Origin of the sequence: Spirosoma endbachense (genome assembly GCF_010233585.1) — a bacterium.
Classification (GTDB): Bacteria; Bacteroidota; Bacteroidia; order Cytophagales; family Spirosomataceae; genus Spirosoma; species Spirosoma endbachense.
In genome coordinates, this window is sequence record NZ_CP045997.1 from 10,270,284 (window position 1) to 10,295,093 (window position 24,810).

At 48.5% G+C, this 24,810-nt stretch carries 19 protein-coding genes and 1 other annotated feature (1 of these 20 cut by a window edge); of the genes, 6 read left to right on the plus strand and 13 right to left on the minus strand.

The window, feature by feature from the left end:
* The first annotated feature begins 8 nt into the window (after window positions 1–8).
* Window positions 9–485, plus strand: coding sequence for a group II truncated hemoglobin (locus GJR95_RS41450; RefSeq protein WP_162391467.1), 477 nt, complete (start codon window positions 9–11; stop codon window positions 483–485).
* Window positions 486–575: 90 nt separating this feature from the next.
* Here GJR95_RS41450 and GJR95_RS41455 read toward each other — a convergent pair whose 3' ends face one another.
* The 8 genes from GJR95_RS41455 to GJR95_RS41490 all read right to left on the minus strand — a co-directional run bounded on the left by GJR95_RS41455 (window position 576) and on the right by GJR95_RS41490 (window position 13,842).
* The gene (locus GJR95_RS41455; RefSeq protein WP_162391468.1) at window positions 576–4,130 is read right to left on the minus strand and encodes a ThuA domain-containing protein; all 3,555 of its coding nucleotides are present in this window, start codon (window positions 4,128–4,130) and stop codon (window positions 576–578) included.
* Window positions 4,131–4,403: 273 nt separating this feature from the next.
* A complete protein-coding gene (locus GJR95_RS41460) occupies window positions 4,404–5,567 on the minus strand; it encodes an aldose epimerase family protein (RefSeq protein ID WP_162391469.1) in 1,164 nt (387 codons plus the stop codon).
* 87 nt (window positions 5,568–5,654) lie between these two features.
* Window positions 5,655–7,310 (minus strand): sodium/sugar symporter, encoded by a 1,656-nt coding sequence (locus GJR95_RS41465; protein WP_162391470.1) that lies wholly within the window; start codon window positions 7,308–7,310, stop codon window positions 5,655–5,657.
* Between the two features lie 78 nt (window positions 7,311–7,388).
* Window positions 7,389–8,087, minus strand: coding sequence for an L-ribulose-5-phosphate 4-epimerase (locus tag GJR95_RS41470; protein WP_162391471.1), 699 nt, complete (start codon window positions 8,085–8,087; stop codon window positions 7,389–7,391).
* Window positions 8,088–8,180: 93 nt separating this feature from the next.
* A complete protein-coding gene (locus GJR95_RS41475; protein WP_162391472.1) occupies window positions 8,181–9,722 on the minus strand; it encodes an alpha-N-arabinofuranosidase in 1,542 nt (513 codons plus the stop codon).
* A 63-nt stretch (window positions 9,723–9,785) separates the two neighbouring features.
* On the minus strand, window positions 9,786–11,276 hold the full coding sequence (gene araA / locus GJR95_RS41480; RefSeq protein ID WP_162391473.1) for an L-arabinose isomerase: 1,491 nt from the start codon (window positions 11,274–11,276) through the stop codon (window positions 9,786–9,788).
* The gene (locus GJR95_RS41485; RefSeq protein ID WP_162391474.1) at window positions 11,254–12,939 is read right to left on the minus strand and encodes a ribulokinase; all 1,686 of its coding nucleotides are present in this window, start codon (window positions 12,937–12,939) and stop codon (window positions 11,254–11,256) included. The genes araA and GJR95_RS41485 overlap by 23 nt, the downstream gene beginning before the upstream one ends.
* A gap of 201 nt (window positions 12,940–13,140) precedes the next feature.
* Window positions 13,141–13,842 (minus strand): NUDIX hydrolase, encoded by a 702-nt coding sequence (locus GJR95_RS41490; protein ID WP_162391475.1) that lies wholly within the window; start codon window positions 13,840–13,842, stop codon window positions 13,141–13,143.
* Between the two features lie 288 nt (window positions 13,843–14,130).
* Between GJR95_RS41490 and GJR95_RS41495 the strand changes: the two genes are divergently transcribed.
* The 3 genes from GJR95_RS41495 (at window position 14,131) to GJR95_RS41505 (ending at window position 16,583) form a co-directional block, all read left to right on the plus strand.
* Window positions 14,131–15,564, plus strand: coding sequence for a glycoside hydrolase family 125 protein (locus GJR95_RS41495; protein ID WP_162391476.1), 1,434 nt, complete (start codon window positions 14,131–14,133; stop codon window positions 15,562–15,564).
* Between the two features lie 60 nt (window positions 15,565–15,624).
* The gene (locus GJR95_RS41500) at window positions 15,625–15,969 is read left to right on the plus strand and encodes a hypothetical protein (RefSeq protein WP_162391477.1); all 345 of its coding nucleotides are present in this window, start codon (window positions 15,625–15,627) and stop codon (window positions 15,967–15,969) included.
* A gap of 86 nt (window positions 15,970–16,055) precedes the next feature.
* Window positions 16,056–16,583 carry an ABC transporter permease gene (locus tag GJR95_RS41505; protein WP_162391478.1) on the plus strand — a complete coding sequence of 176 codons (528 nt, stop codon included), beginning with the start codon at window positions 16,056–16,058 and terminating at the stop codon, window positions 16,581–16,583.
* Window positions 16,584–16,663: 80 nt separating this feature from the next.
* On the opposite strand, the gene GJR95_RS41510 is transcribed toward GJR95_RS41505, so the two are convergent.
* The 5 genes from GJR95_RS41510 to GJR95_RS41530 form a co-directional block, all read right to left on the minus strand.
* Entirely contained in the window at window positions 16,664–17,068 is a 405-nt protein-coding gene (locus GJR95_RS41510) for a hypothetical protein (protein WP_232541031.1), read from the minus strand.
* An 85-nt stretch (window positions 17,069–17,153) separates the two neighbouring features.
* The gene (locus GJR95_RS41515) at window positions 17,154–18,431 is read right to left on the minus strand and encodes a hypothetical protein (protein WP_162391479.1); all 1,278 of its coding nucleotides are present in this window, start codon (window positions 18,429–18,431) and stop codon (window positions 17,154–17,156) included.
* A gap of 695 nt (window positions 18,432–19,126) precedes the next feature.
* Window positions 19,127–20,065: a sugar phosphate isomerase/epimerase family protein gene (locus GJR95_RS41520; RefSeq protein WP_162391480.1), complete on the minus strand. Its 939-nt coding sequence runs from the start codon at window positions 20,063–20,065 to the stop codon at window positions 19,127–19,129.
* A 58-nt stretch (window positions 20,066–20,123) separates the two neighbouring features.
* The gene (locus tag GJR95_RS41525; RefSeq protein ID WP_162392059.1) at window positions 20,124–20,876 is read right to left on the minus strand and encodes a LytR/AlgR family response regulator transcription factor; all 753 of its coding nucleotides are present in this window, start codon (window positions 20,874–20,876) and stop codon (window positions 20,124–20,126) included.
* 11 nt (window positions 20,877–20,887) lie between these two features.
* On the minus strand, window positions 20,888–22,048 hold the full coding sequence (locus GJR95_RS41530) for a sensor histidine kinase (RefSeq protein WP_162391481.1): 1,161 nt from the start codon (window positions 22,046–22,048) through the stop codon (window positions 20,888–20,890).
* 305 nt (window positions 22,049–22,353) lie between these two features.
* Between GJR95_RS41530 and GJR95_RS41535 the strand changes: the two genes are divergently transcribed.
* A complete protein-coding gene (locus GJR95_RS41535; protein WP_162391482.1) occupies window positions 22,354–22,695 on the plus strand; it encodes a hypothetical protein in 342 nt (113 codons plus the stop codon).
* A 122-nt stretch (window positions 22,696–22,817) separates the two neighbouring features.
* Window positions 22,818–24,269 (plus strand): Gfo/Idh/MocA family protein, encoded by a 1,452-nt coding sequence (locus GJR95_RS41540; RefSeq protein ID WP_162391483.1) that lies wholly within the window; start codon window positions 22,818–22,820, stop codon window positions 24,267–24,269.
* A gap of 507 nt (window positions 24,270–24,776) precedes the next feature.
* Window positions 24,777–24,810, minus strand: a sequence feature (16S ribosomal RNA rRNA prediction is too short); it runs 722 nt beyond the window's last position.

Here is a 24,810-nt window from a genome sequence, read left to right on the forward strand (position 1 = left end):
ATAGAATTATGGATCAGAAATCAATTCCTACTTTATATGAATGGGCAGGTGGCACCGATAAACTGGAACAGCTAACAACCTTATTCTACAGCAAGGTTTTTCAGGATGACTTGCTGGAACCTGTCTTTCGGAACATGTCGCCCGAGCACGCCCGCCATGTAGCGCACTTCATTGGTGAAGTTTTTGGCGGGCCAGCGGCCTACACGCAGAACGACCACGGTAGCCATGCCAATATGGTAGCCCATCATGTTGGCAAACACCTTACCGAACCCATGCGCAAACGCTGGATGGCCCTGCTGCTGAACAGTGCAGACGAACTGGGCCTACCCGATGATCCGGAGTTCCGGTCGGCCCTGGTTGGGTACCTGGAATGGGGAAGCCGTATTGCGGTATTAAACTCAACGGCGACCGAGAATCCCGTTCAAGCTGATGAACCAATGCCTAAATGGGATTGGGGTGTTCCTGGCGGCCCCTATCAACCTTAGTATGTCAATAAAACATAAAACCCGTGGTAGCCATCAGGCTACCACGGGTTTTATCGTACTCTTTTAACGTTGGCGTTTCAACCAATCGGCTCACTCATTAAACTGAATACTGTTTAGCTGAATGATGTTATCGTTCGGCTTATCGCGTTTCACGACCACAATATAGACATCATGTTTACCGGTGATCGGTTTGTCGAAACTACCTATCACTTCCTTATTCGTTTTCCAGTCGCCAGTGGCTTTATAGGCTGTTCGACTCACAACCGGAGCCGCGTAGGAATCAAGCCGAATCTCAATTTCACCATCTTTGTTAACTGACGAATAGTCGTAGGTGAGCGACTTGATATTGGTCAGGTCAATATCTTTCAGCAGCACATAGGCTTTGTGATTACCGGCCGCCAGCCGATTGCCCCAGCGCGGAAAACCAACGTAAGCATCAGCATTCAGCGTTTTAACTTTAGCGTTCCGTAGCGTCACTACGTCGGTGCTGGTAAGTGGGCCAACGACTTTACCACCATTATCGGTGTAAGAAGCCAATAAGGTGTATTGACCACGCGCATCTTCGGCTTTGTGCTCGTTTAAGGCCAGTGTTCCTTGCAGCGGAACCGCTTTCTGGTTTTGCTTATCAGTCAGAGAGAAAATGTACTTCACCATTTCCTGGGCATCCTGAACCGGAATTTGCGGGTGAGCACTCATCAAATGATCTTTGCTCCAGCTACCGCCCCCGCCTTCAATGATTTTCCTGGCTAACCGTTCTACCGTTCCGGGCTGACCTTTGTAACGACTGGCAACCGCTACAAATGTGGGGCCAACCGAGGGTTTATCAATTGTGTGGCAAGCTTTGCAGTCACTACTCGCAATGAGCGTTTTACCCAGTGTTCCGTTGCCGATTGCCGCCAGATCCTGATGACCCTGCTGAGGGCCAGCCGTTGGCGCAGCACCCGGTTGTGGGCTGTAGGCATAAAGCACCTGTATCTTCTTCGGATCGATCTGTTTGTCTTCTTTATCGGCCACTTTCACGCTGTAGGTGAACGGCTTACCTTCCCAGAAAAATGATTTATTACCCGTTGTCGTAATGGCTACATCGGGCCTGGCGTTACCGACCTTAACAACAATCGTGTCCTTGCCAACCTTTCCCGTCTGATCCGTTACTTTCAGAATGGCATTATAAACACCGGGTTGTGTGTAAACATGGGTCGCATTGACCTGGGTAGCGCCAACAGTCTTGCCATCAAATAACCATTGATATGTGAGGGCATCATCGTCCAGATCGGTTCCCCGCCCGCTGAACTTCACCCGCAGGGGAGCCTGCCCTACAGCTTCCCGAATAACGGGTGCATTGCGGCCGTCAGAGGTCAGGTAAGAACGGGCATTACGTTGTGCTGTCGCTATCGAATCGACAACCATGGCTCTGGCGATGGGAGCCCGATTACCCGTGTTATACTCGATTTTCACCAGCCGCGCATCGTCGTTATCAGCTCCGTAAACAGAACCGTATTCGAGCATATACATCACGCCATCTTTCCCGAAGGCCAGATCGATTGGGCGCCGGAAGTCGCCATTGGCCGCCATAAATGGCTCATTACGAACATAGTTTTCGTCTTTATCAAACCGAACATCGACTACCCAATTGCGCATCCAGTCGAAGATAAACAAAGCGCCATCGTAGTATTCGGGGAATTTGGTTTTAGATGACGAGTTTTTGTCATACGTATAAAATTCACCGGCCATCGCACTCCGTCCGCCAAGGCTCAGCTCTGGAAATTCCTTGGAAGCCGCATAGGGATACCAGATCATTGCCGACGTAGTAGGCGGTAGATTTTTAAGACCCGTATTGTTGGGTGAACTGTTGACCGGGGCTTTCGGGTCGAAAAGCGGGCCGGTAACATTCGTTGCAAAGTCAAGATCAGGGTAAGGCTGACTATTGCCAATAAACAGTGGCCAGCCATAATTACCGGGCTTCTTGGCCTGATTGAACTCATCATAGCCGCGTGGCCCTATTGTACTGTCTTTACCCGCATCGGGGCCAATTTCACCCCAATACAACACGGATGTTTTCGGGTTGACCGCAATTCGATACGGGTTACGTAGCCCCATCGTGTAAATTTCCGGACGGGTTTGGGCAGTGCCTTTCGGGAATAGATTACCATCAGGAACCGTGTAAGTACCATCGGGCTGAGGATGAATACGTAAGACTTTACCTCTCAGATCATTCGTATTGGCCGCTGTACGTTGCGCATCGAGCGTCAGGTGATCGGCCCGTTCGTCGATAGGCGCATAGCCGTTCGAAGGGAATGGGTTGGTATTATCGCCGGTCGACAGAAAGAGGTTCCCTTCCTTATCCCAGGCCAGAGAGCCGCCGTGGTGCGCGCTGGCTTCAAATTCGCCGGGGATTTTCAGTACTATTTTTTCAGAAGCCAGATCGAGTGTATTATCGGCCTTAACCACAAATCGCGACAAGTGGTATGTTGGATCTTTATCGGTATTGGGCGAATAATATACGTAGAGGTAGTGGTTGCTCGTGAAGTTCGGATCAAGCGTAACTCCCTGAACACCAAACCCCTGTTTTGTAGCCACGGCAAACTTATGCATGACTTTACCCTCGTTTGTCTTTGTGTTATAAACCGACAGGTTTCCGCTCCGCTCGGTAAAAAACACTCTGCCATCGGGGGCTACTGCCAACTCCATTGGCTCATTCAGGTCATTGACCAGTACCGTTTTCACAAAGCGGTTCTCTTCCGGCATCACAACGGCATACGACTTACTGTAATCCAGCGCCTTACCATCGCCCATTGCCCATTTCAACCCGCCCAGTATATGTTGAACAAATAAGGGCTCACTAAAGCTGGAATCTTCGTGACCACCTCCGGTATAAAATGCCCGGCCGCCATCAAAATTATGATACCAGGCAATCGGGTGATTGCTGCCATTGATACCGCCGTCGTAGGTGTTCTCGTCCAGATTGGCCAGCACCTTCAGATCAGAATAAAAAGAACGATAGTTATACCATTCGTCTGTACGCTCCCAATGATCGGGCAGGTGAGCCGTGGAAATATGGCTTTTATCGGTTACGTCTACGGTAGCCTTGCGAACATTGGAGTTGCTGGGATGGCTCGCAAAATACCCGCCCACCAGCTTATTATACCAGGGCCAGTCATATTCCGTATCAGCAGCTGCGTGAATGCCCATATAACCGCCACCGGCCTGAATAAAGCGCTCAAACGCAGCCTGCTGGACCTGGTTCAGCACATTACCCGTTGTGCTCAGAAACACCACGGCCTGATAGTGCTTCAGGCTATCGTCGTTAAAATAGTCAGCATTTTTAGTCGTATCGACCTGAAAGTTATTTTCCTTGCCAAGCTTCTGAATGGCTGCAATCCCGAACGGAATGGACGTGTGTTTCCAGCCTTTCGTTTTTGAGAAGACCAGCACGCGGGGTGGATTGGCCCAGCCTGGACGGGCCCAGCCAGGAGCGACTGTGTTTGTTGATTCAGAGGATGTTGGGGTAAGGGTTGTTGCTAACGAGTTACTTCCGGCCTGATTCGTAACTGCTTGCGTACTGAGGCAGGCATAAAGGCCAACAGAAGCTCCGGCCGCTCCAAGCAGGCGGAGCCAGGTTTTACTGGATGTCAATGGGGAAAACATGGGCAATTTAGGTTGAGTAGGTGCTTAGGATATGACCTGCTTAGGATTTGTTAAGGCTTACTCCCTGATCTAATACAGATTGTTACCCAATAAGTCCTAATTCGCAACAAACTACCCAATACGCTACCACAACTTCTTTTCCAGATTAGTTAAGGACCCGAAACCATCGCTTACTCACGTATGCCCAACTTATTTCACCCTGGAGGATGTATAGATGCTATAAACCTAAAACGTCCCGGAAGCCTGGCTTCCGGGACGTTTTAGGTTTATAGTTTACTTCGTAGAGAATCGGTATTCGGTGGTCGTTTTATACGTCTTACCCGGTCGGAGAACAGTGGTCGGGAAAGACGACTGATTCGGTGAATCGGGGTAATGCTGGGTTTCCAGGCATAGGGCATCACGCTTTTTATAGACGATACCACCTGGCCCTACCGCTTTACCGCTCATGTTATTACTGGTATAAAATTGCACAGCAGGCTCCGTAGTAAGGACTTCCATAACCCGACCGCTGGTTGGTTCATAGACGGTAGCCGCCAATCGCAATGAATCGCTCGGGCCGTTTATTATCCAGCAATGGTCGTAGCCTTTCCCATATTTAATCTGCACATCGCTCGAATCGTTGATGCGTGCGCCAACTACTTCAGGCTTGGTGAAATCGAAGGCAGTACCCGCAACTGGCTTCAATTCGCCGGTTGGAATCATGGTTTTATCGACGGGTAGAAACCGGTCGGCATTCAGCGTTACTACGTGATCAAGAATGTCGCGTTTGGGGCCACCTGTCAGGTTGAAATACGTGTGATTCGTCAGGTTAACAACGGTTGGTTTATCGGTTGTTGCCTGATAATCGATCTTCAGCGCGTTGTCTTTTGTCAATGTATAGGTAACCTCAACGGCTAAATTTCCGGGATAACCCTCTTCGCCATCTTTTGATGTATAGGCCAGCTTGAGTGCGGGCTCCTCGCCATCGACGGGCGTAGCTGCCCAAAGCACTTTATCGAAACCAATTTTACCACCGTGCAGATGATTACCCATGTTATTGACAAGCAGGGAGTAAGGCTTTCCATCAAGCGTAAATTTGCCCTTGGCGATCCGGTTGCCATATCGCCCGACCAGTGCACCAAAGAATGGGTTCCCTTTTACGTAAGTCGCCAGTGAATCAAATCGCAAGGTAACCTCCTCAAATTTTCCGGCCTTATCGGGGGTCAATAACGACACCACAATGCCGCCATAGTTCGTGATCTGGGCAGTCATTCCGGCTGCGTTGCGGAGCGTGTACAGATCAGCGGTCTGTCCATCGGGCAATTGCCCAAAGGCTGCCTTTTCAATACCGGCTTTCTGGCTGTCGTCAGTCGTATTTTTCGAAGTAGAAGAACAGGAGGTCATCAGGAAACAGCCCGTAAGCAGGGCAACAGCTACTAGTTGAGTTAAGATTTTCATGAATGATCGAGGGGATTTAGGACGCAAGGTGCCTGGTGCAGAGCAATCGTATCACGCTGCACCATGCACCTTGCTAAAGGCTGGCAACTACCAAAATATAACGTATACCAGCGCTAATAATCCGCAAACGGCTATGGCCCCAAACCGGAATGATGCTGTTGTTTTGAACCAGTTGCTGTTGACAACAAAGGCCTTCGGATTAGATTGTCCCTTCGATTCGATCAGGCTGATTGTGACATGAACGGCCACACAAATCCAGAATACAGTACCCATACGGTTCAGGAACGGCATATCGGGTAGCTGGTACTTAAACAAAGTCGATAGCGGTATACTGAGCACCGCAGCGGCCAACGCTCCATTCGATGAGGCTCGTTTCCAGAACATACCCAGCAGGAAGATGCACAGAATACCCGGTGAAATAAATCCTGTATACTCCTGAATGTACTCGAAACCCTGTCCGAAGTTTTTCAGGAACGGGCTAATGACCAGGGCAATGATAAACGACACCACAATTGCTACCCGGCCCAGCCAGACCGTCTGTTTTTCGCTGATATTCGGGTTTATATACTTCTTATGGATGTCGAGCATATAAATCGTTGAGATACTATTGGCCTTTCCGGCGAGCGACGCAACAATTGCCGCCGTCAGAGCGGCAAAGGAAAGCCCTTTCAGACCCGTTGGCAGGATATTGAGCAATACAGGATAGGCGTTGTCAGGTTTGACAATGTTATTATCAGTAATGCCCTGTACGATCGCGGCATCGGCATTTTCCTGAAAGAGTACATAGGCCGCCAAACCGGGTAGTACCACAATGAATGGCATCATCAGTTTCAGGAAGGCCGCAAATAAAACACCGTTGCGGGCGGTACTCAGATCGGCTCCCAAAGCGCGCTGGATCATGTATTGATTGCAGCCAAAGTAGTTAAAATTGACAATCCACTGACCACCAATCAGAAACATCATCAGGCCGGGAAGCTGGTTATAGGCATCTATTTTGCCTCCCCGTCCGTCGTGAACAAAATACGTACCTTTTTGGAAAACCATATGCAGGTGGTGATCCGCCTTCTGACGAATCAGACTTAATCCTTCAAAAACTCCGTCGCCCGTTCCAACTTTGTCGGATAGCAAACTCAGTGCCAGATAGGTTGTTGCCAGTCCGCCCACAACCAGACAAACGACCTGAATAACATCGGTATACCCGATCACTTTCATACCACCCAGGGTAATGAATACGGCAAAAACGGTCAGGAATACGGCACAGGCCATAAAATCGAAACCCGTCATCTTCTCCAGACTCAGTGCTCCCAGATAGATAATGGACGTCAGATTGACCAGAATGTAGAGAAACAGCCAGAATACCGCCATGATGGTTGCCAGCCGCTTGTCGTAGCGCATCTGCAAAAACTGCGGCATGGTATAAATCTTGTTGTTGATGTACATCGGCAAAAAATAAATGGCGATGATCACCAGCGATAAGCCCCCAACCAGTTCATAGACCGAAATAGCCAGCCCTAACTGAAAAGCCTGTCCACTCATTCCGATAAATTGCTCGGCCGAAATATTCGAGGCAATGATAGACGCTCCAATGGCCCACCACGTTAGCGACCCTTCAGCCAGAAAAAAGTCCTTCGAGTCGGCGGTTTGTTTGCCTTTGTGCTTGTATACCCAATAACCGTAGGTGGCTACGATAATGAAATAGACCAGGAAGATGACGTAATCGACGGTTTCGAGTCCGAGTTTCATGTTGGTTTAGAATTTTGCTATGCCTGGTTCCGATGGGTCGGGGTTATCAGCACAAGAGAAATGACTAGAATAAATGGCTTAACATCCCTGCCCATAATAGGCATTCGTACCGTGTTTTCGCTCGTAATGCTTCAGTCGAAGTGTGTCTTTAATGCGAGGTGTATTCGGATTGATCTGGAGAGTCAGATAAGCCATTTTGGCTAATTCTTCGAGCACAGCCGAATTATAGACGGCTTTTTCGGCGGTCTTTCCCCACGTAAATGGTCCGTGATTCTGCAACAAAACCATCTCCATCTCGCTATTTACCAAGCCTTTATCGGCAAAGCAGTTAAAAATCTGGTGACCCGTTTCGTGCTCATAATCACCCTGAATCATTTCGTCGGTTAGTGCCGGAGCACACGGAATGTCCTGATGAGTATGGTCGGCGTGGGTCGTTCCAAAAATCGGAATGTCCAGACCCGCCTGCGACCACGCAACTGCGTAGGTGCTGTGTGTATGCGAAATACCACCGATTTTATCCCAGGTTTTGTAGAGCAATGCGTGGGTTTTGGTATCCGACGACGGTCGCATTGTCCCCTCCACAATCTTTGCATCATAATCGCAGATAACGATGTCGTTAGGCTGTAGTTTTTCATAGGGAACACCACTGGGTTTAATAGCAAATACGCCACGACCACGGTCAACTGCACTGACGTTACCAAACGTAAACAACACCAGGCCCAGCTTTGGCAGCTGCATGTTGGCCTCGTAACATTCTTCTTTTAAGGACTGATACATGGTTAATGAGTGAATTATGAATGAGTGAATGAGCGAATAATCAACGAGTACCATGCTTTCAGATCACTCATTCATCATTCGCTCGTTCGCTTATTAAAGTTCTACTACGACTACCGATACAGGTGGCAGACTTACGGTCAGATTGTCGCCATTCAGTTTAGCACCGCTGAACGCTACGGGCTTCACTTTGGTCAGATTCTCGAACGTGTTGTGGTCGCGGACGTTGGCGGAAGTCAGGATACGCCCCGTTACGCCAGTAGCTTTCAGGCCCTTCAGATCAACCGAAATTTCCTGTGGCTTCGTCGGATCGATGTTTACGAGCGAGACATGAATTTTACCCGCTTTGTCGCGGGAAGCCGAGACGGACACAGCAGGCAGTTTATCTTTATCGAGCGTAAAATCATCGGATTTTACAGTAACCGGCAACATCGTCGCATCCTGGTGTACATTATACATTTCCAGTACGTGATAGGTCGGCGTCAGCAATACCTTATCGCCTTTTGTCAGAATTACCGCCTGCAAAACATTGATCGCCTGAGCCAGATTGGCCATTCGTACGCGTTCGCAGTGTTTATGGAAAATGTTGAGCGTCGCCCCGGCCAGAACGGCATCGCGCATGGTATTCTGCTGATATAAGAATCCCGGATTTGTGCCCGGCTCAACATTGTACCAGCCACCCCACTCGTCGACGATGAGCGCTATTTTTTTCTCCGGATCGTATTTATCCATGACTGCCGAGTGTTTTTCGATCAGCTCGTCCATCAGCAACGCCTGTTGCATGGTTTTGAAATACTCCTGATCCGTAAACTGCGTAGCTGATCCTTTTTTGCCTTCGCCCCACGACAGCACCGAATAGTGGTGCATGGCTAACCCCTCCATCATGTTGCCGGGGATGTTTTTCATGAGCGTTTCGGTCCAGTTGTAATCGTTATCGCTGGCGCCCGAAGCAATCCGAAAAATTTTCTCATTGCCCACTTTCGGGTTCATGAATGTGCTATACTGCCGGTAAATGTTCGCATAGTAGTCGGGCTTCATGTTTCCCCCGCAACCCCAGGCTTCGTTTCCGACGCCCCAGTAACGCACATTCCAGGGTTTATCGCGGCCATTCTGCTGACGCAGATTCGACATTGGGCTATTTTTCTCGAAGTTGACGTACTGTACCCACTCGGTCAGGTCCTGCACCGTACCACTGCCGACGTTACCGGCCAGATAAGGTTCCGTACCCAGTAGCTCACACATATTCAGGAAATCGTGCGTTCCGAAGCTATTATCTTCCGTAACCCCACCCCACCAGGTATTGACAATTTTGGGGCGTTTCGCTTTTGCCCCGATCCCATCTTTCCAGTGGTAGGTATCAGCAAAACAGCCGCCCGGCCAGCGCAGATTCGGTATTTTAAGCTTTTTCAGCGCAGCGACAACATCCAGCCGAACCCCATTTTTATTGGGAATTTTAGCGTTGTTTTCGCCTACATAAAAGCCATCGTAAATACAGCGACCGAGGTGTTCAGCAAAATGACCATAGATATGCCGACTGATGATGTGCTTACCTTCATCGGCATGAAGCGTCACTTTGTTCTGAGCCATAACAGTAAGACTCAGGCAGGCAAAAGATAGGGTTAGGGCTATTTTTTTCATAAGAAAGCAGACTCGCAAAGCCCCTCTCTTTAGGTCAAAGAGAGGGGGTAAGGTGAGTACGTATTATCGATAAGCCGCTTCGCTCCAGCGTAATTCGTTTTTCAATTGCCGCAAGGTTGTGTTCTTATCGATCACAACCAGTTCGACACCGAAGATGTCGGCAAAGTCTTCAATATGCTCCGTTGCCAGGTTTTGGCTGTATACGGTATGGTGCGCTCCACCTGCCAGAATCCAGGCTGCGCAGCCCGTTTGCATATCAGGCATGGGTTTCCACAAAGCGCGGGCCACCGGTAGTTTTGGTAATGCTTCCAGTACATCTACCGCTTCTACCTCGTTGACAATCAGCCGGAATCGATTTCCCATATCAACCAGCGACACGTTGATGGCCGGACCCGCAGGAGCATTGAACACCAGCCGAACCGGATCAGCTTTACCGCCAATTCCCAACGGGTGAATTTCACAGGTTGGCTTATCGGCGGCAATGGATGGGCATATTTCGAGCATGTGTGAACCCAGAACCAGCGGATTGGCGGGGTCGAAATGGTACGTATAATCTTCCATGAATGAATTGCCGCCCGGCAATCCAGCCGCCATAACTTTCAGGGTACGAACCATTGCCGAAGTTTTCCAGTCACCTTCGCCACCGAAACCATATCCGTCGGCCATCAGGCGCTGTGAAGCAATTCCCGGAAGCTGGGCCATACCGTGCAGATCTTCGAACGTATCGGTATAAGCGCCGAAATTCCCGTCTTGCAGAAAAGCCCGCATACCCAGTTCTATTTTGGCCGCATCGCGCAGTGAACTGTGTTGCGACTGCCCTTTCAGCAGGGACTCCATCAGCGTATAGCTATCGGCATACTCCTCAACCAGCCGGTCGACTTCCGCATCGGTTACCTGATTGATCACTGCCACCAGATCACCAATTCCGTAGGTATTGACCGACATGCCAAAAGTCATTTCGGCCGCTACCTTATCGCCTTCCGTTACAGCCACCTGACGCATGTTGTCGCCAAACCGGGCCACTTTCATCGTCTTCAGTTCATAAGCCGCTACCGACACCCGCGCCCAGGCGGCAATCTTGTCAATAACATCCGGTTGCTGCCAGAACCCAACAACTACCTTACGATTCAGGCGCATCCGGGATACCATGAACCCAAACTCCCGGTCGCCATGCGCCGATTGGTTGAGGTTCATAAAGTCCATATCGATGCTGCCCCAGGGAATATCCCGATTGAATTGGGTATGCAGATGAAGCAACGGCTTTTTGAGGATGGTCAGCCCCCGAATCCACATTTTTGCGGGCGAAAATGTATGCATCCAGGTGACAATACCCACGCAATTGGGGGCTACATTCGCTTCCTGGCAGATCGCATAAATTTCATCCGGCGTTTTTACAACGGGCTTGAATACAACCCGTACCGGAATTGCCGGTGCATCGTTTAGGAAACCAGCAATGATTTGCGAATGGTCGTCTACCTGCCGAAGGGTTTCTTCACCATACAGGTGTTGACTTCCCGTGACAAACCAGACTTCATAGTGATTCAGATTGAGCATACTGGGTAATTGATTGGGAACTGCTTACTTGTTTATTTTCGATGAATGCACCGAGTTTAAGATACTTCTGATACAGTTTTTCATAAACGGATACCTGCTCTGGCTGGGGCTGGTATTCGGCGTCGAACCCAGAGCCCATAGCCTGTTGAGCAGCTTCCATTGTTGGGTGAACGCCAGACGCTACAGCCGCGCACATGGCCGCACCAAGTGCACAAGCCTGATCGGAGTTAGCCACTTGAATGTGTTTATTGAGCACATCGGAGAGTGTTTGCATCACAAAGGGCGACTTCTTGGCCACCCCGCCAATGGCAATGACTTTTTTGATCGGAACCCCTTCCTGCATAAAACGATCGACAATGCTGCGGGAGCCGAAGGCCGTAGCCTCTACCAAGGCTTTGAAAATTTTGGGCGCATCCGTTCCCAGATTCAGCCCGGCAATGGCCGCTTTAAGCGTATGATTGGCGTCGGGGGTCCGGCGGCCGTTGATCCAGTCCAACGCAATCAGATCATTTTCCGTAACGGGCAATTGAGCGGCCTGAGCCGAAAGGTGTGGTATAAGCTGGCTACTAAGTTTATCGGCGGCTTCGTCGCCCAGTAACTCGCGAACAGGGCCGGTTATGAGCCGGGAAAACCAGGCATATACATCACCAAAAGCCGACTGACCGGCTTCCAGACCCAGCATTCCCGGTGCTACGGAACCATCAACCTGCCCACAGATTCCCCGGATCAGCCGATGGCCGATTTCTTCATTGGGAGCCATCAGGATGTCGCAGGTAGACGTACCGATGATCCGAACGAAGGCATACGGTTCTATTTCTGCCCCTATGGCTCCCATGTGCGCATCGAAAGCCCCGACTCCAATGACAACATCAGTAGACAGCCCCAGTTTGTCGGCCCACTCTGCCGAGAGTTTCCCCATCGACTGGTCAGCCGTGTAGGTATCGGTGAAAAGCCGGTTGCGCTGACCACTCAGTAATGGGTCCAGGCGCGCCAGGAACTCATCAGACGGAAGTCCATCAAACTCACTATGCCAGAGTGCCTTATGACCAGCAGCACAACGCGACCGACGGAGGGTAAGTGGATTTGTGTTGCCGGTCAGGACAGCCGATATCCAGTCACAATGTTCGACCCACGAAAAAGCATGCTGCCGAATCGCTTCATCAACCCGAAGTGTTCGCAGCATTTTTGCCCAGAACCATTCCGAGGAATAAATTCCACCGACATATTTGGTGTAATCCGTATCCCAATGATGGGCGAGATTATTAATCTCCTCCGCTTCAGCATTAGCCGTATGGTCTTTCCAGAGAATAAACATACCGTTCGGATTCTCGGCAAAATCGGGGCGCAATGCCAAAGGCAAGCCTGTTTCGTCAACGGGGCCTGGCGTAGAACCCGTCGTATCGATCGAAATGCCGACTATGTTCTGTCGAACTTCGGCCGGTGCTTTGGCCAGCGCACCCACAATTGTGGCCTCCAGCCCTTCCAGGTAATCGAGCGGGTGCTGCCGAAACTGCGACGTGGCCGGGTTACAATAGAGGCCTTTTTTCCAGCGAGCGTATTCGTGAACATGCGTTCCAACGGCTTGACCGGTCTGCGTATCGACGATCAGCGCCCTGACCGAGTCGGTGCCAAAGTCAACACCGATAACGTATGGATTGCTCATAATGATGACTGATAACTTCGTGCAAATTCGTTGTCAACCGGGGCTTTTTTTAAGCCCAATACAGGGTGATTTTTTAAATAGTGTTTATCTGACACAATACTACACATTCGTTGTGTTCTTTCAACAAGAAATAGTAATTAATTTTTATTTAACACCGATGGCCTATGCTGGTACCAGACTATTTTGGGAGAAATAGCATCCTTACGCCAGTGTCAGTTCAGGGAAGAAGCTAACGTAGTCTGTCAGGTATTGCTGATATTTTTCGGAATTGAGCCGATACAGTTGCCCTTTCTTGGTAACTGAATTGGTGTCTTTCTCGCCAGTACTGACCAAAAGTCCCGTCGACATGATCTTTCGGCTGAAGTTCCGACGATCAAGTTGCGTCTTGTAGATGGCCTCATACAGCTTCTGGAGCTGAGGAATCGTGAATTTTTCGGGTAACAGTTCAAAACCGATCGCGTGAAGAGCGGCTTTATAGCGTAACCGGTGCAGGGCCTGTTCAACCATTGCGTTATGATCAAAGATCAGTTCAGGCTTGTTATTCAAGCTGAGCCAATACGCATTGTGTGCCTTTATGGTATTTACGTCCTGCTGTTCAATGTTAACAAGTGCGTAATAAACGACCGAGATCGTACGCTCAACCGGATCGCGGTTCACGGCACCAAATGTTTGAAGTTGCTCCAGGTAATTATTGGTCAGCCCGGTCAGTTCGTATAAAATGCGCTGCGAAGCGGCTTCCAGGTCTTCTGTCTCGTTCAAAAACCCACCCATGAGCGACCACTTCCCTTTTTCGGGCTCAAAGTTGCGCTTGATCAGAAGCAATTTAATCTCTTCGCCATCGAAGCCGAAAATAATACAGTCAAGCGCTACCAGAATCCGGCTAGGGTGCGTATAATGAATCATGATCTGTCAATAAGCGGCTGTTTTGAACCCCAATAGTGTATTCGGCACACAATTATAGGAAAAGATATTTTCTCTCCGAAAAAAGTGCTAAAATAATTTAGAGTCAGCCGTATACGTATAAATAATCCGGCAGGAAGCTAGGCATCTACTCAACCGCTTCCTTTTCTTTGTGATTGATACGATTACTTCAACAGAAGTTTCGCAGCAAGGCGTGCCAAGATTCTTACTGATATTTGGTTAAACCATGTCAAACCTTGCTGCGAAATTCCTATTCAATTCTTACTTTTCATGGATCGCCGTCAGTTCATTCAACAGTCCAGCATGGCCAGTGCAGGCTTACTCATCAATCATTCGTCCGTATTGTCAGCGCCAGCCTCTGATTTTCCCGTGGTCCGGGCAGTAGCAGGCCAGCGTAACTTCACGAGCACGGCCGTTGAACAAACCATCGGGCGGATGCATAAAACCATTCGCGATCCTGAATTAGCCTGGCTGTTTGAAAACTGTTTCCCCAACACGCTCGATACCACCGTGCAGTTTAGGACCGCGAACGGCAAGCCTGATACGTTTGTCATTACCGGCGACATCGACGCTATGTGGTTACGCGACAGCACAGCGCAGGTGTGGCCCTATCTGCCGCTAATCAAACAGGATAAAGAACTTCGGCAACTGATCGAGGGCGTCATTCGACGGCAGGCCCAGTGTATTATCCGCGACCCCTATGCGAACGCGTTTTATGCCGACGCAACCAAAGAGGGCGAGTGGAAAAAAGACGTTACGGCGATGAAACCGGGGCTCCACGAACGCAAATGGGAATTAGATTCGCTCTGCTACCCTATTCGATTGGCTTACCACTACTGGAAAACTACCGGCGACACGAGTCCATTCGATGCCGACTGGTTAAAAGCGATGACATTAGTGTTGCAAACCTGTCGTGAGCAACAGCGTAAAGTAAACCGAGGACCTTATAAATTTGGACGTGAGACTTCGTGGTCTACGGACACGGTTCCAGGCAATGGATATGGCAACCCAACACGACCGACTGGCTTAATTCACAGCATTTTCCGGCCTTCTGACGATGCAACGGTTTTTCCATTTTATGTTCCATCGAACTGGTTTGCAGTCGCATCATTCCGGCAGTTAGCCACGATGATAGACCAGATACAGCCTGCCGAAGTTGCCTTTGCGAAAGATTGCCGGACATTGGCCACCGAAGTGGAAGGCGCCCTGAAACAGTACGCCATTTATGAGCATCCCAAATACGGCAAAATCTACGCACTGGAAGTTGATGGGTATGGAAATCGTTTGCTTCAGGATGATGCCAATGTACCGAATCTGCTGGCGTTGCCTTATCTGGGAGCCTGCCCGGTTAGTGATCCAGTCTATCGAAGCACCCGTCGGTTTGTTCTTAGCCCCGACAATCCGTATTTTTTCAGAGGAAAAGCCGCAGAAGGTGTCGGTAGTCCACATACGCTGGTCAATAGCATCTGGCCAATGAGCCTGATCATGCGGGCGCTTACCTCCACCGACGATCAGGAGATTCTGGCTCAGCTTCGTCTGTTAAAGAAAACTCATGCCGGTACGGGGTTCATGCATGAATCCTTCGATCAGGACGATCCGACAAAATTCACCCGCAAGTGGTTTGCCTGGGCAAATACGCTCTTCGGCGAGCTCATCTTGAAACTCGCGGCCGAACGGCCACATTTATTGAGTAAACCGGTATAATTTGCTCCAATTAATTTACACTTTCCTTCTCTTTTTTAATCTATAACACCCTATTTATCAATGCAATACTACAAAATAGCGTTATCTACCCTGCTGTTTCTCATCGGTTCGGTAGGGCATTGGTACATCATGTATTGGCAGTTTAAAAACAACAAATGGATTCAGTCGCCAATGCCCTACCTGTTGGCTGTAGGTTGTGCCTGGTTGTGGATACAAGCCTCGAAATTTGGCGTCGAGGGCTTCAATGGCTCCATGTGGTCGAATCGATTTCTGTTTTTTGTAACGGGTGTAATCGCCGGGGCCATTCTCTACCCGATTCACTACGGGCAAGTCTTTACGTTAAAAGTATTCGTGCAGTTACTGTTGGCGCTATCGATTATTCTGGTTTCCGTATTGTGGAAATAGACCCTAAACGGCCTTTCTTCTCAGCAATCGGCTTGCGTAATACGTCCCCCGCTATGTATTTTTATGCCTTTAACCCATTTAGCAACATGATCCGTTTTTTGAGCTGTTGTCTGTTCTTCGCAGCAGTCTATTGTCCGCTTTTTGCCCAGCAGTCTTATGATATTGAAGCCGGTAAACCAGCCCAGCTTAATGGTATTGACTATGGTTTTGAAATCAATAATGAGCGTCGTATCGAAATCAGTGGGGAGTCTTTTATGCGGTATGAGGTAACCATTTATGTCACAAACAAGAGTAATTGTACGAAACTATTTTTTCCTCGTCAGACCGTTTTTGGTCAGGAAAATCTAAACGAACTTGCCTCATTCGATTGTCTAAACGCTAATGGAAAACGGTTAACGTCTAAAGGCGGCAAAATCATGGCAAGACCTTTTACGGTACCTTACCAGCAGAAAATTAAAAACGCGGAGGGAAAAGAAGTAACGACGACAACCAATATTCAGGCAGGCCACATGATCCGGAACGGCGAAACGGTCAATAATACATTCATTGCGATTGTGCCGAATGGAGAACGCCCACAGATGAAGGTTCGAATCCGGGAAATTCCGGATTTATAAATAGTTGTTATTTTTTCAATAAAAGCAGGAATGCCACAACTCAGGTTATGGCATTCCTGTATTCAGACTTGTGTGTGCTCTTATTTCGCCCGGCTTACCTGCCAGGTACCGACCGATTGGCCCCCATCTGCCTTCCAGGTTCCTTTTAGGCCTGGGTCAGCGAGTTTACCCGTAAAGCTCACCTCATCTCCATCCGACGGATCGGCGTATGAAGCGCTCAGCTGTTCTTTTTCCCAAACGGCAGTTTTCAGGTCAATTGGGTAGCGGTTACCGTCGTCGGTTATCATAATTACCTGCCCGGTAAGTTTGCCATTGCTGTCCTGGTTGAGCACCAGTTCAAATTTTCCCGAAGAAGCCCCGTCGAACGAACCGGCCCATTTACCAGTAACTGTCTGACTATTGGCCGATGCCGTTGTCTGTGCTGTAGCCGCCTGAAACGTAGCGACAATCATAAGAATGGATGCAAGTAGTGTCTTAATAAACATCAGAAAATCGTTTAAAGGGTTTTGTTGGTTCAATGATAAGAGGATGATTTATGGTGAATCGTTGCATAAATTATTTATAAAATATTTATCGCAGCGTAATAGGCTGCTCCAATTTAGAGTCTAAGTCATCGGCTAGTTTTTCAGCTACCCGTTCGTAGGCGGCCTCATTGGGGTGCATGCCGTCGTAGGCTGTTTTCCAGGTAAGCAGATTTGAATAATCAATAACCTTTATCCGTGCCTGGTCAAATAACTGCCGAAGTTCTGTTTCCATCGGATACATCGGAAAGATAACTACGTAGAAATTGTCATTCCCAAATTGCTGGTTGTATAGGTCTTTTGATTTTCTGACAATATTGACAAATCGCCTGTATTGCTCTGTACTATATTTTCGGGGGAAATTAAGTTTAAAAAGCCTGGCTACGTTGCTTTTATACATCCACTGGATAAGCTTTAAACGAACGGGATGTTTTTGTGCATAAGAGCCGTCAATCGTCAACTTATCGGCATTCACATGAGGCAAATAGCCATCTGAATTATAAGCCCATCTTGTACTGGGTGCCACTCGCGCCAGGTGATCTTCGATATAGGTATAGAAAGCGACGCCTTTTTTTTCGGCGACTTCTTTTCTAATGTTAATCGTTTGCAGCAACGCCAGCATATGGGCTGGCGAATGCCCGGACACACCATAATTGTAGGGATGATAACCCGTTTGTCGGCCAAAAAAATAGGGAATCGTACTCGTATCCGAAACTGATTCGCCGTAGGTAAATGAGCACCCCAGAAATAAGGCATACTTCCCGACGGACTGGCTCTTGTCGAATGGAGTAATGCGCCTGGATAAACTATCAATATGGTAGGCAACAGGCCTATTTTTTTCTAAAACTGTTTGCTTTCCGTGAATCAACTGACTCTCTTTAATCGAATAGATCGTTTCATATTGACCCGGCGAGGGGCGGCTCATTCCCAGACTATCATACCTGATCAGTGAAAAATTAGTACGTCTGGTCGCAATCGGATCTCGTTGGAGTACGGTTCTTTGGGGCGATACCAGTGGCGTTCCGTCTTTCCAGTGCAAAACAAGCGCACAAATACCCTCGAGCGTGAACCAGCTCAGGACAAAACTTATCAGTGACAGGACACTGCCTTTCGCCCACGATTTGCCGTACAGCAAGACATAACTAATAACACTGATAACGCTACACCCAATAATGATGTAAAGGATTGAGTAAACACTGACAACTTCAGGTGGCGCTCCCGGTGGCTTCTCGCGCATGACCTGAGCGCATAAAACGGGAATACTTCCCAGAAGGAGTAAAGTAATTGCCCAATAAAAGAATCGGTAAAATTTAAGCTGAGTATTCATCAATTTAACTACAAACAAAAACTAACTGACTTCCAGACGCCGGCAATGAAGTAAATAGTTGTAAATCACATTTTGTGAAGCACCTATTTCTCCCATTCGTCTACATGCCTTTCTTATTTACTCGCGAGAATGAATTCCGCTCTTTTTAGCCATTAACGGCACCGATCAACAAAATAGTATCACTAATCTATATGAAAACACATAATTAATATCAATAAAATCCATATAGCTACTCATTACTGTTTGCATTATTGGCCTATGAACTAGTCTAAAAAAAGTCAATTTGATAGTGTAGTACTGGTTTCTTTGGTGTGGTCTCGGTTTCTCAAAACCGACACAGCGAGGACGGTTCGCCGATGCGCCGGGTCGCTGATGCCATTCTCTAAACCTCGTCGTTTATTTCGTTCCTGACCTCTGCGGTTTCTCAAAACCGCAGAGGTCGGGTTCTTCAACCTGACCTCACGCACGCCAATCTCGCTAAACGCTGTCAAAGTTGTAGCCGTCTCAGCAACTTTACCGTGTTAATCACCAACCAGTATGAGTTCATGAAATAATTTACCCAGGCAATCAAACTGGAAGCCAATCCTGATTAGGTTATGGATTCGGGCGCTCTTTACTCCTACTCAATCAAGGCGCTTCTGTGCACAATGAAGCCGTGATATCAACTGAATTGTCATGGCTATGTCTGATTATTGTCAGGCCAAAGATATCTGCGCTTTAACGGCCTGATTGATGACGAACTGCCGGGCTTCGTCGTATTCTTCAGGCGTTCGCAAATGTTCGAGCAGCAACGGCACCTCCTGCGGCAATGCTGTTATATTTCGGAGGTATGTACCATAATCCATTTCGCCACGACCCGGCATAGTTTCAGCAAAATGTCCATCCTTGCCATAAACATCTTTCGCGTGAGACGAGACAATCCAGCGGCCTAACAGGCGGAATGTCTCATTGATCAGGGCAGTATTGTTGTAATAGCGCGCAGGACTGTTAATGATATTGGCAATATCGATATGTGCTCCAAACGCTGGCCTGTCAATTGCTTTGATAAATTTCAGGTATGATTCCGGGCCGTCAGGCAAGCTCCAGCCCATCATTTCAAGCGCAAATCTGGCTTTTTTAGGCTTTACACCATCAATCACTTTGCGGCAATTCTCGACCGTAGCGTCGAAGTATTCGCGGGTCAGGTTGCGGGCATCAGGACCGTCCCATTGTTTTAGGTTGTAGGAACCGCCAATATTGACACAGGTCAGTGCGCCAACGGCTTCGGCTAACGCCAACCGTTCCGTAACGTAATTCAGGTTTTTGCGTCGCTTTTCAGCATTCTGATCCAGCATATTTACCCAGGCACCTACCTCGGCAATGATCACATTCTGCCCTGCAAATGCTTGCCGAACGGCATTGATTTTAGTAGAATCCTTAAGGTCAACGGCAGGAACATAGGCTGAACTGTAGTTTAACCGTCGATGCTCCCTTGCCAGCTCCTCCGGATCGTCGCTTTTCAGGAAAATAGGCCCGCCTAACCGCAATGGCTTTTGCGACACGGAGTTTGATGTAGCTATAGACGGCGTAGTCAGCAGACCACCCGACAAAATGGCCGACGACCGCAGGAAGGCACGACGCGAAACAGGATTCATTAGCTCTTAGCGTTAGACAGTGTCTGGAATAGCGCTAAAAGTTTTATGGGTTGCGGTCTTACTCCATGCCCATTTTCAACACTTGCCCTACTTCTTTGTGATAGAGTCGACCAATGGGTAGTTCATGTCCCGCAACGTCGACATAGCTGGGTGTGTAGGCCTTTATTTTGTCGATCGCTACGATAAACGAGCGATGAATCCGCAAAAAACCAGATTCGGGCAACATCTCTTCCAGTGAGCTAATGCTTTGTTTAACCACCAACGGACGAGCGTCGGCCGTACTAATTTTAACGTAATCCTTCAAACTCTCAATGTAAAGGATGTCGCGGGTAAATACCTTAACCATCTTGCGATCAACCCGAAAATAAAGAAACGTATTAGTATGCAGAGCCTCGGCGGGTTTCTCGACGGATAAAACAGAAGGTATCTCTCCATGTCCGGCTTGGGTCGGCAATTGCTCTACTTTCATGACCTTGGAAACCGCCCGCAGAAATCGCTCAAAAGGAATAGGTTTGAGCAGGTAATCAACCGCATCGAGTTCGTAGCCTTCCAACGCATAATCGCGATAAGCCGTTGTAAAAATAATTTTAGGTGGCTGCCGTAAGCTACGCACAAAGTCGGTTCCGAGTAGCTGAGGCATTTTGATGTCCAGAAATAACAGATCAACCGACGTTGCCTGCAATACGCCAAACGCCTGAATAGCATTATGACACTTACCCACGACCTCCAGCCCATCTACCATGCCGACATACGTCTCGATCACTTCCAGTGCATGAGGTTCATCATCAACCAGTAAACAGCGTATTTTCATCATAATTTCTATTAAGCAACCGCTGCCAGTTGGGAGGGTGGCAGGGCTATGCCGGGTTGGGCTGGCACCAGTTCCAGTGTCAGCATAACCATAAACGTTTCTTCACCAGCTACGATGCGTAATTCGTGTCGGTCGGGGTATAACAACTGCAGGCGTTTCTGAACATTCTGCAGCCCAATGCCTCCTACATAGACCTCTTCCTGTGCTACAAGTTCCCGACTATTAATGACTTTAAATTTAAGCACCGTATCCTGAATCGATACGTCCACGTGCATCCAGGCCTGTTCGAGTTGCTCGCTGGTACCATGTTTGAACGCATTTTCCAGAAATGGAACCAGTAATAAGGGGGCAATCAATTTATTCTCATAATCGCCGGAGATATTGAGCGACATATCCAGCCGGTCGCCATAGCGCAATTGCTCCAGACCGATGTAGTTGCGCATAAACGTAATCTCTTTCTCTAAGGACACTTCCGGTACATTGCAGTCGTAGAGCATGTATCGAAGCAGGTCCGAAAGTTTCAGCACTACTGCCGGAGACCGGTCAGATTTATTAAGTGTGAGTGCATACAGGTTATTCAGCGTATTGAACAGAAAATGAGGGTGTACCTGCGATTTTAACAGCTGCAACTCTGCCTGCAATTTCTCTTTATCTATTTGCTGATAAGCCTGTTGTTTCAGATACCAGACTTTTACCAGTTTGATAGCGGCCGCAAAACCACCAATTGTGATGGCTCCCCGCAAACCAGCCATCATGGCAAAGAAAAATGTATTTCCTGATGTTCGTAGTTCCAGGCAAACACGAACAGGATCAACAACATAGGTGGTTAATAAAGCTGAAACAAACGCTGTGACAAGAACCAGCAGGATAATATTGATCAGCATCCACCCATATCGGCCCTTAAACAAAAATTGGGGCATTAGCCAATAGAGAATACTATAGGCAAAAAACATGTGAGAAGGCATAAATAACACAGCATCCAGCCCTGCAATACCGATGCCCTGAAACAGAGCCCGCGGCCAGGAAACACCCTGGCGAATAAAATAACCGACTGGTAGAAATCCGTACGTAAACGCAAAAAACAGCGTCCATACCAACCAGAACAAGCCATGGCGGGTCAGCCGTATACGAAGCTGGTTTGAGAAGACAAATTGTCTGGTTAAAAGTTGCATACATCTGCCGATTGCTTACCCGAAATTAGATAAACAGAAGCAGTTCACCTACAAGCCACGACAATAGTCGACAAACGACCCGCTTCCGTCGCTGAACAACAGAATTTGGTCGCAAATAACATTGATAGACAGTTGATTGCTGTCTGATGGCCTACCAGCGTTACCGGGCGATATTTCAGGTGGCCTATAACTGGGATTTCTACATTTGACTCAGTTATCGACTAAAGTAGACCGCAGAGACATAATCCAGCTAAAAGCTGAAATGCGATCCCGGAAAGTACCACAACCAAAAACACAACAATCCAATGAACACCATCTCACAAATCCGCCTGGCCTTCGTAGCCATCATGCTTGTCGCATCTTCGTTTGCCGCAAAAGCGCAGATGAAATCGGAACCTCCTGTAGCCAAAGAAGGATTCTGGGTAGTTGAAACGCCCGCCAAAAGCCGCCAATGCACAGTAAAGTTCTACACCAATGATCAGAGATTGATTTATGAAGAAACCGTAAATCGCAGTCTGAACATTAAACGCCTGCAAACCAAACGCCTGTTAAACATCGCACTGGAGCAGGCAATGTTTGTCTGGAACGCCACCCACCAGATTCCAACCGACCGGCAATGGGTAGCAGTCCGTTTCGAAAAAAAGTAACCTGACGAGGTCGGGCAACGAACGAGTTCATTTGTTCGTTGCCCGACAGATTAATAAAGGGGTTGAGGGGTAAATTTTTGTCGTTGCGCGCTTTGATCAGCGTACGTGTAAAGCTTACCTTCATGCAATCCAACAGACGCAAATTCATAAAAAGCCTGTCGGCGGCTTCGGCGCTGGTCGCAACAGAGAGCGTAGCCCGACCATTCGGGATGCCGTCCTACATCCCGAATTTGATGAAAATCAGTCCGAACGACAAAATTCGGCTGGCCACGATCGGCATGGGAATTCAGGGCAACTTCGATACCAGAGCGGCTCTGCGCAACCCCGATGTCGAATTGGTTGGTGTGTCTGATCTGTACGATGGTCGGCTTGAACACGCTAAAACTGCATTCGGTAAAGACAAAGAGCTTTTCGCCACCCGCGATTATCGCGAAATTCTGGCCCGCCCTGACATCGATGCTGTTATTGTCGTTGTGCCCGACCACTGGCACGACCACATTACCATTGCTGCCCTCAAGGCAGGTAAGAACGTCTATTGCGAGAAACCGATGGTACAGCACCTGAGCGAGGGGAAAGCGGTGATCGATGCCTGGAAGAAATCAGGAAAGACGATGCAGGTGGGTAGCCAGCGCATTAGCAGTGCCGCCTTTCAGGAAGCCAAACGACTCGTTGATGCTGGCGAAATTGGCCCGATTAACTATATCGAATCGAATAACGATCGTTTCAATGCCATTGGCGCCTGGCAATATTCCATTCCACCCGACGCATCGACCCAAACTCTTGACTGGGATCGCTTTCTGGGCGATGCCCCCAAGCGTCCATTTGATGCCAAACGCTTTTTCCGCTGGAGGAACTACAAAGACTACGGCACGGGCGTCGCAGGTGATTTGTTCATCCACTTGATTACGGGTGTTCATTTCGTTACAAATACACTCGGCCCAACGCGCATCTACTCGTCTGGAAATCTTGCCTACTGGAAAGATGGGCGTGATGTACCTGATGTCATGTCGTGCATTATGGACTATCCCAAAACCGACCAGCACGAAGCCTTCCAGATGGTTTTGCGGGTAAATTTTGCCAATGCAGGTAAAATCAACGACGTAACGCGGATCATTGGTAGCGAAGGACAGATCGAGTTTTCGGAAAACAACCTTATCATGACCAAGAAGAAACTGCCCGTTGCTCCGGGTTACGGCGGCTACGATAGTTTCTTTACGTTTACCGAGCCTGTACAACAGGAATTTGTGAAGCAATACGACGTACAGTATCCGCCCGAAACGCGCACAGCAGAACCTGTGAAGGAAGTGAAGTTTGAAGCACCGAAAGATGACGATGCCCATGCTAAACACTTCGCCAATTTCTTCGAAAATGTGCGTCTTGGAAGCCAGGGAACCGTTGAAGATCCGGTATTCGGTTTCCGGGCAGCGGCTCCGGTACTAGCCTGTAATGAAAGCTATTTTGAGCAGAAGGTCGTTTACTGGGACCCTGTCACGATGACCCAGAAAAACCCGACCGCTAAAACAACGCCCAAGAAAACGCTTGCCTCAGCCAAAGCAACGGCAAAAAAATCGTAAACCATCCTCTTTTCAGGAAGCACCCCACCAAAGAAATTCATATTTTCTGGTGGGGTGCTTTTGTGTTGGTAAGCTCTTGAAAACCAAGGGTGGATTTTCCTGTGTATATATTCTGTCGTTCGTCAGAATTTTTAATTAGTATGGAAAACTCCACCACTACACTTACCCGCCCACGCCAGCACAGATTAAGTTGGCAACTTGGACGCGTCTGCTTACTGGCGCTTACGCTCTGGATTATAGTAGATTTATCGATACCAGTACGACATGATCTGAGCCAGTTCGACGCGCGAGCGGTATCAATGATGGAAACTGCGATGTGGCGATCCTACTATGAAAAGAAACCCGTTTTATTGTTCTGGCAGTTGTCGACATGTATGCGACAGCAATTTCATGCCCCATTCTGGCGGTCATTCAAACTAGTACTCTTCCAATTTAATCCTTACATCAACTTGGATTACAAGCCGGATTCACCTGCTCATACCACCGCTTGAGTTTGGTTTCCGCTGTAACTGCGGTAAAACTCCAATGCACCTTCACAGCA

What these genes read in the sequence shown, in the direction of transcription:
- GJR95_RS41485 (WP_162391474.1), bottom strand. Translation starts at nt 12,939, where the DNA reads ATGAGCAATCCATACGTTATCGGTGTTGACTTTGGCACCGACTCGGTC.
- araA (WP_162391473.1), bottom strand. Translation starts at nt 11,276, where the DNA reads ATGCTCAATCTGAATCACTATGAAGTCTGGTTTGTCACGGGAAGTCAA.
- GJR95_RS41450 (WP_162391467.1), top strand. Translation starts at nt 9, where the DNA reads ATGGATCAGAAATCAATTCCTACTTTATATGAATGGGCAGGTGGCACC.
- GJR95_RS41510 (WP_232541031.1), bottom strand. Translation starts at nt 17,068, where the DNA reads ATGTTTATTAAGACACTACTTGCATCCATTCTTATGATTGTCGCTACG.
- GJR95_RS41515 (WP_162391479.1), bottom strand. Translation starts at nt 18,431, where the DNA reads ATGAATACTCAGCTTAAATTTTACCGATTCTTTTATTGGGCAATTACT.
- GJR95_RS41490 (WP_162391475.1), bottom strand. Translation starts at nt 13,842, where the DNA reads ATGATTCATTATACGCACCCTAGCCGGATTCTGGTAGCGCTTGACTGT.
- GJR95_RS41475 (WP_162391472.1), bottom strand. Translation starts at nt 9,722, where the DNA reads ATGAAAAAAATAGCCCTAACCCTATCTTTTGCCTGCCTGAGTCTTACT.
- GJR95_RS41460 (WP_162391469.1), bottom strand. Translation starts at nt 5,567, where the DNA reads ATGAAAATCTTAACTCAACTAGTAGCTGTTGCCCTGCTTACGGGCTGT.
- GJR95_RS41525 (WP_162392059.1), bottom strand. Translation starts at nt 20,876, where the DNA reads ATGAAAATACGCTGTTTACTGGTTGATGATGAACCTCATGCACTGGAA.
- GJR95_RS41500 (WP_162391477.1), top strand. Translation starts at nt 15,625, where the DNA reads ATGCAATACTACAAAATAGCGTTATCTACCCTGCTGTTTCTCATCGGT.
- GJR95_RS41495 (WP_162391476.1), top strand. Translation starts at nt 14,131, where the DNA reads ATGGATCGCCGTCAGTTCATTCAACAGTCCAGCATGGCCAGTGCAGGC.
- GJR95_RS41535 (WP_162391482.1), top strand. Translation starts at nt 22,354, where the DNA reads ATGAACACCATCTCACAAATCCGCCTGGCCTTCGTAGCCATCATGCTT.
- GJR95_RS41540 (WP_162391483.1), top strand. Translation starts at nt 22,818, where the DNA reads ATGCAATCCAACAGACGCAAATTCATAAAAAGCCTGTCGGCGGCTTCG.
- GJR95_RS41520 (WP_162391480.1), bottom strand. Translation starts at nt 20,065, where the DNA reads ATGAATCCTGTTTCGCGTCGTGCCTTCCTGCGGTCGTCGGCCATTTTG.
- GJR95_RS41470 (WP_162391471.1), bottom strand. Translation starts at nt 8,087, where the DNA reads ATGTATCAGTCCTTAAAAGAAGAATGTTACGAGGCCAACATGCAGCTG.
- GJR95_RS41505 (WP_162391478.1), top strand. Translation starts at nt 16,056, where the DNA reads ATGATCCGTTTTTTGAGCTGTTGTCTGTTCTTCGCAGCAGTCTATTGT.
- GJR95_RS41455 (WP_162391468.1), bottom strand. Translation starts at nt 4,130, where the DNA reads ATGTTTTCCCCATTGACATCCAGTAAAACCTGGCTCCGCCTGCTTGGA.
- GJR95_RS41530 (WP_162391481.1), bottom strand. Translation starts at nt 22,048, where the DNA reads ATGCAACTTTTAACCAGACAATTTGTCTTCTCAAACCAGCTTCGTATA.
- GJR95_RS41465 (WP_162391470.1), bottom strand. Translation starts at nt 7,310, where the DNA reads ATGAAACTCGGACTCGAAACCGTCGATTACGTCATCTTCCTGGTCTAT.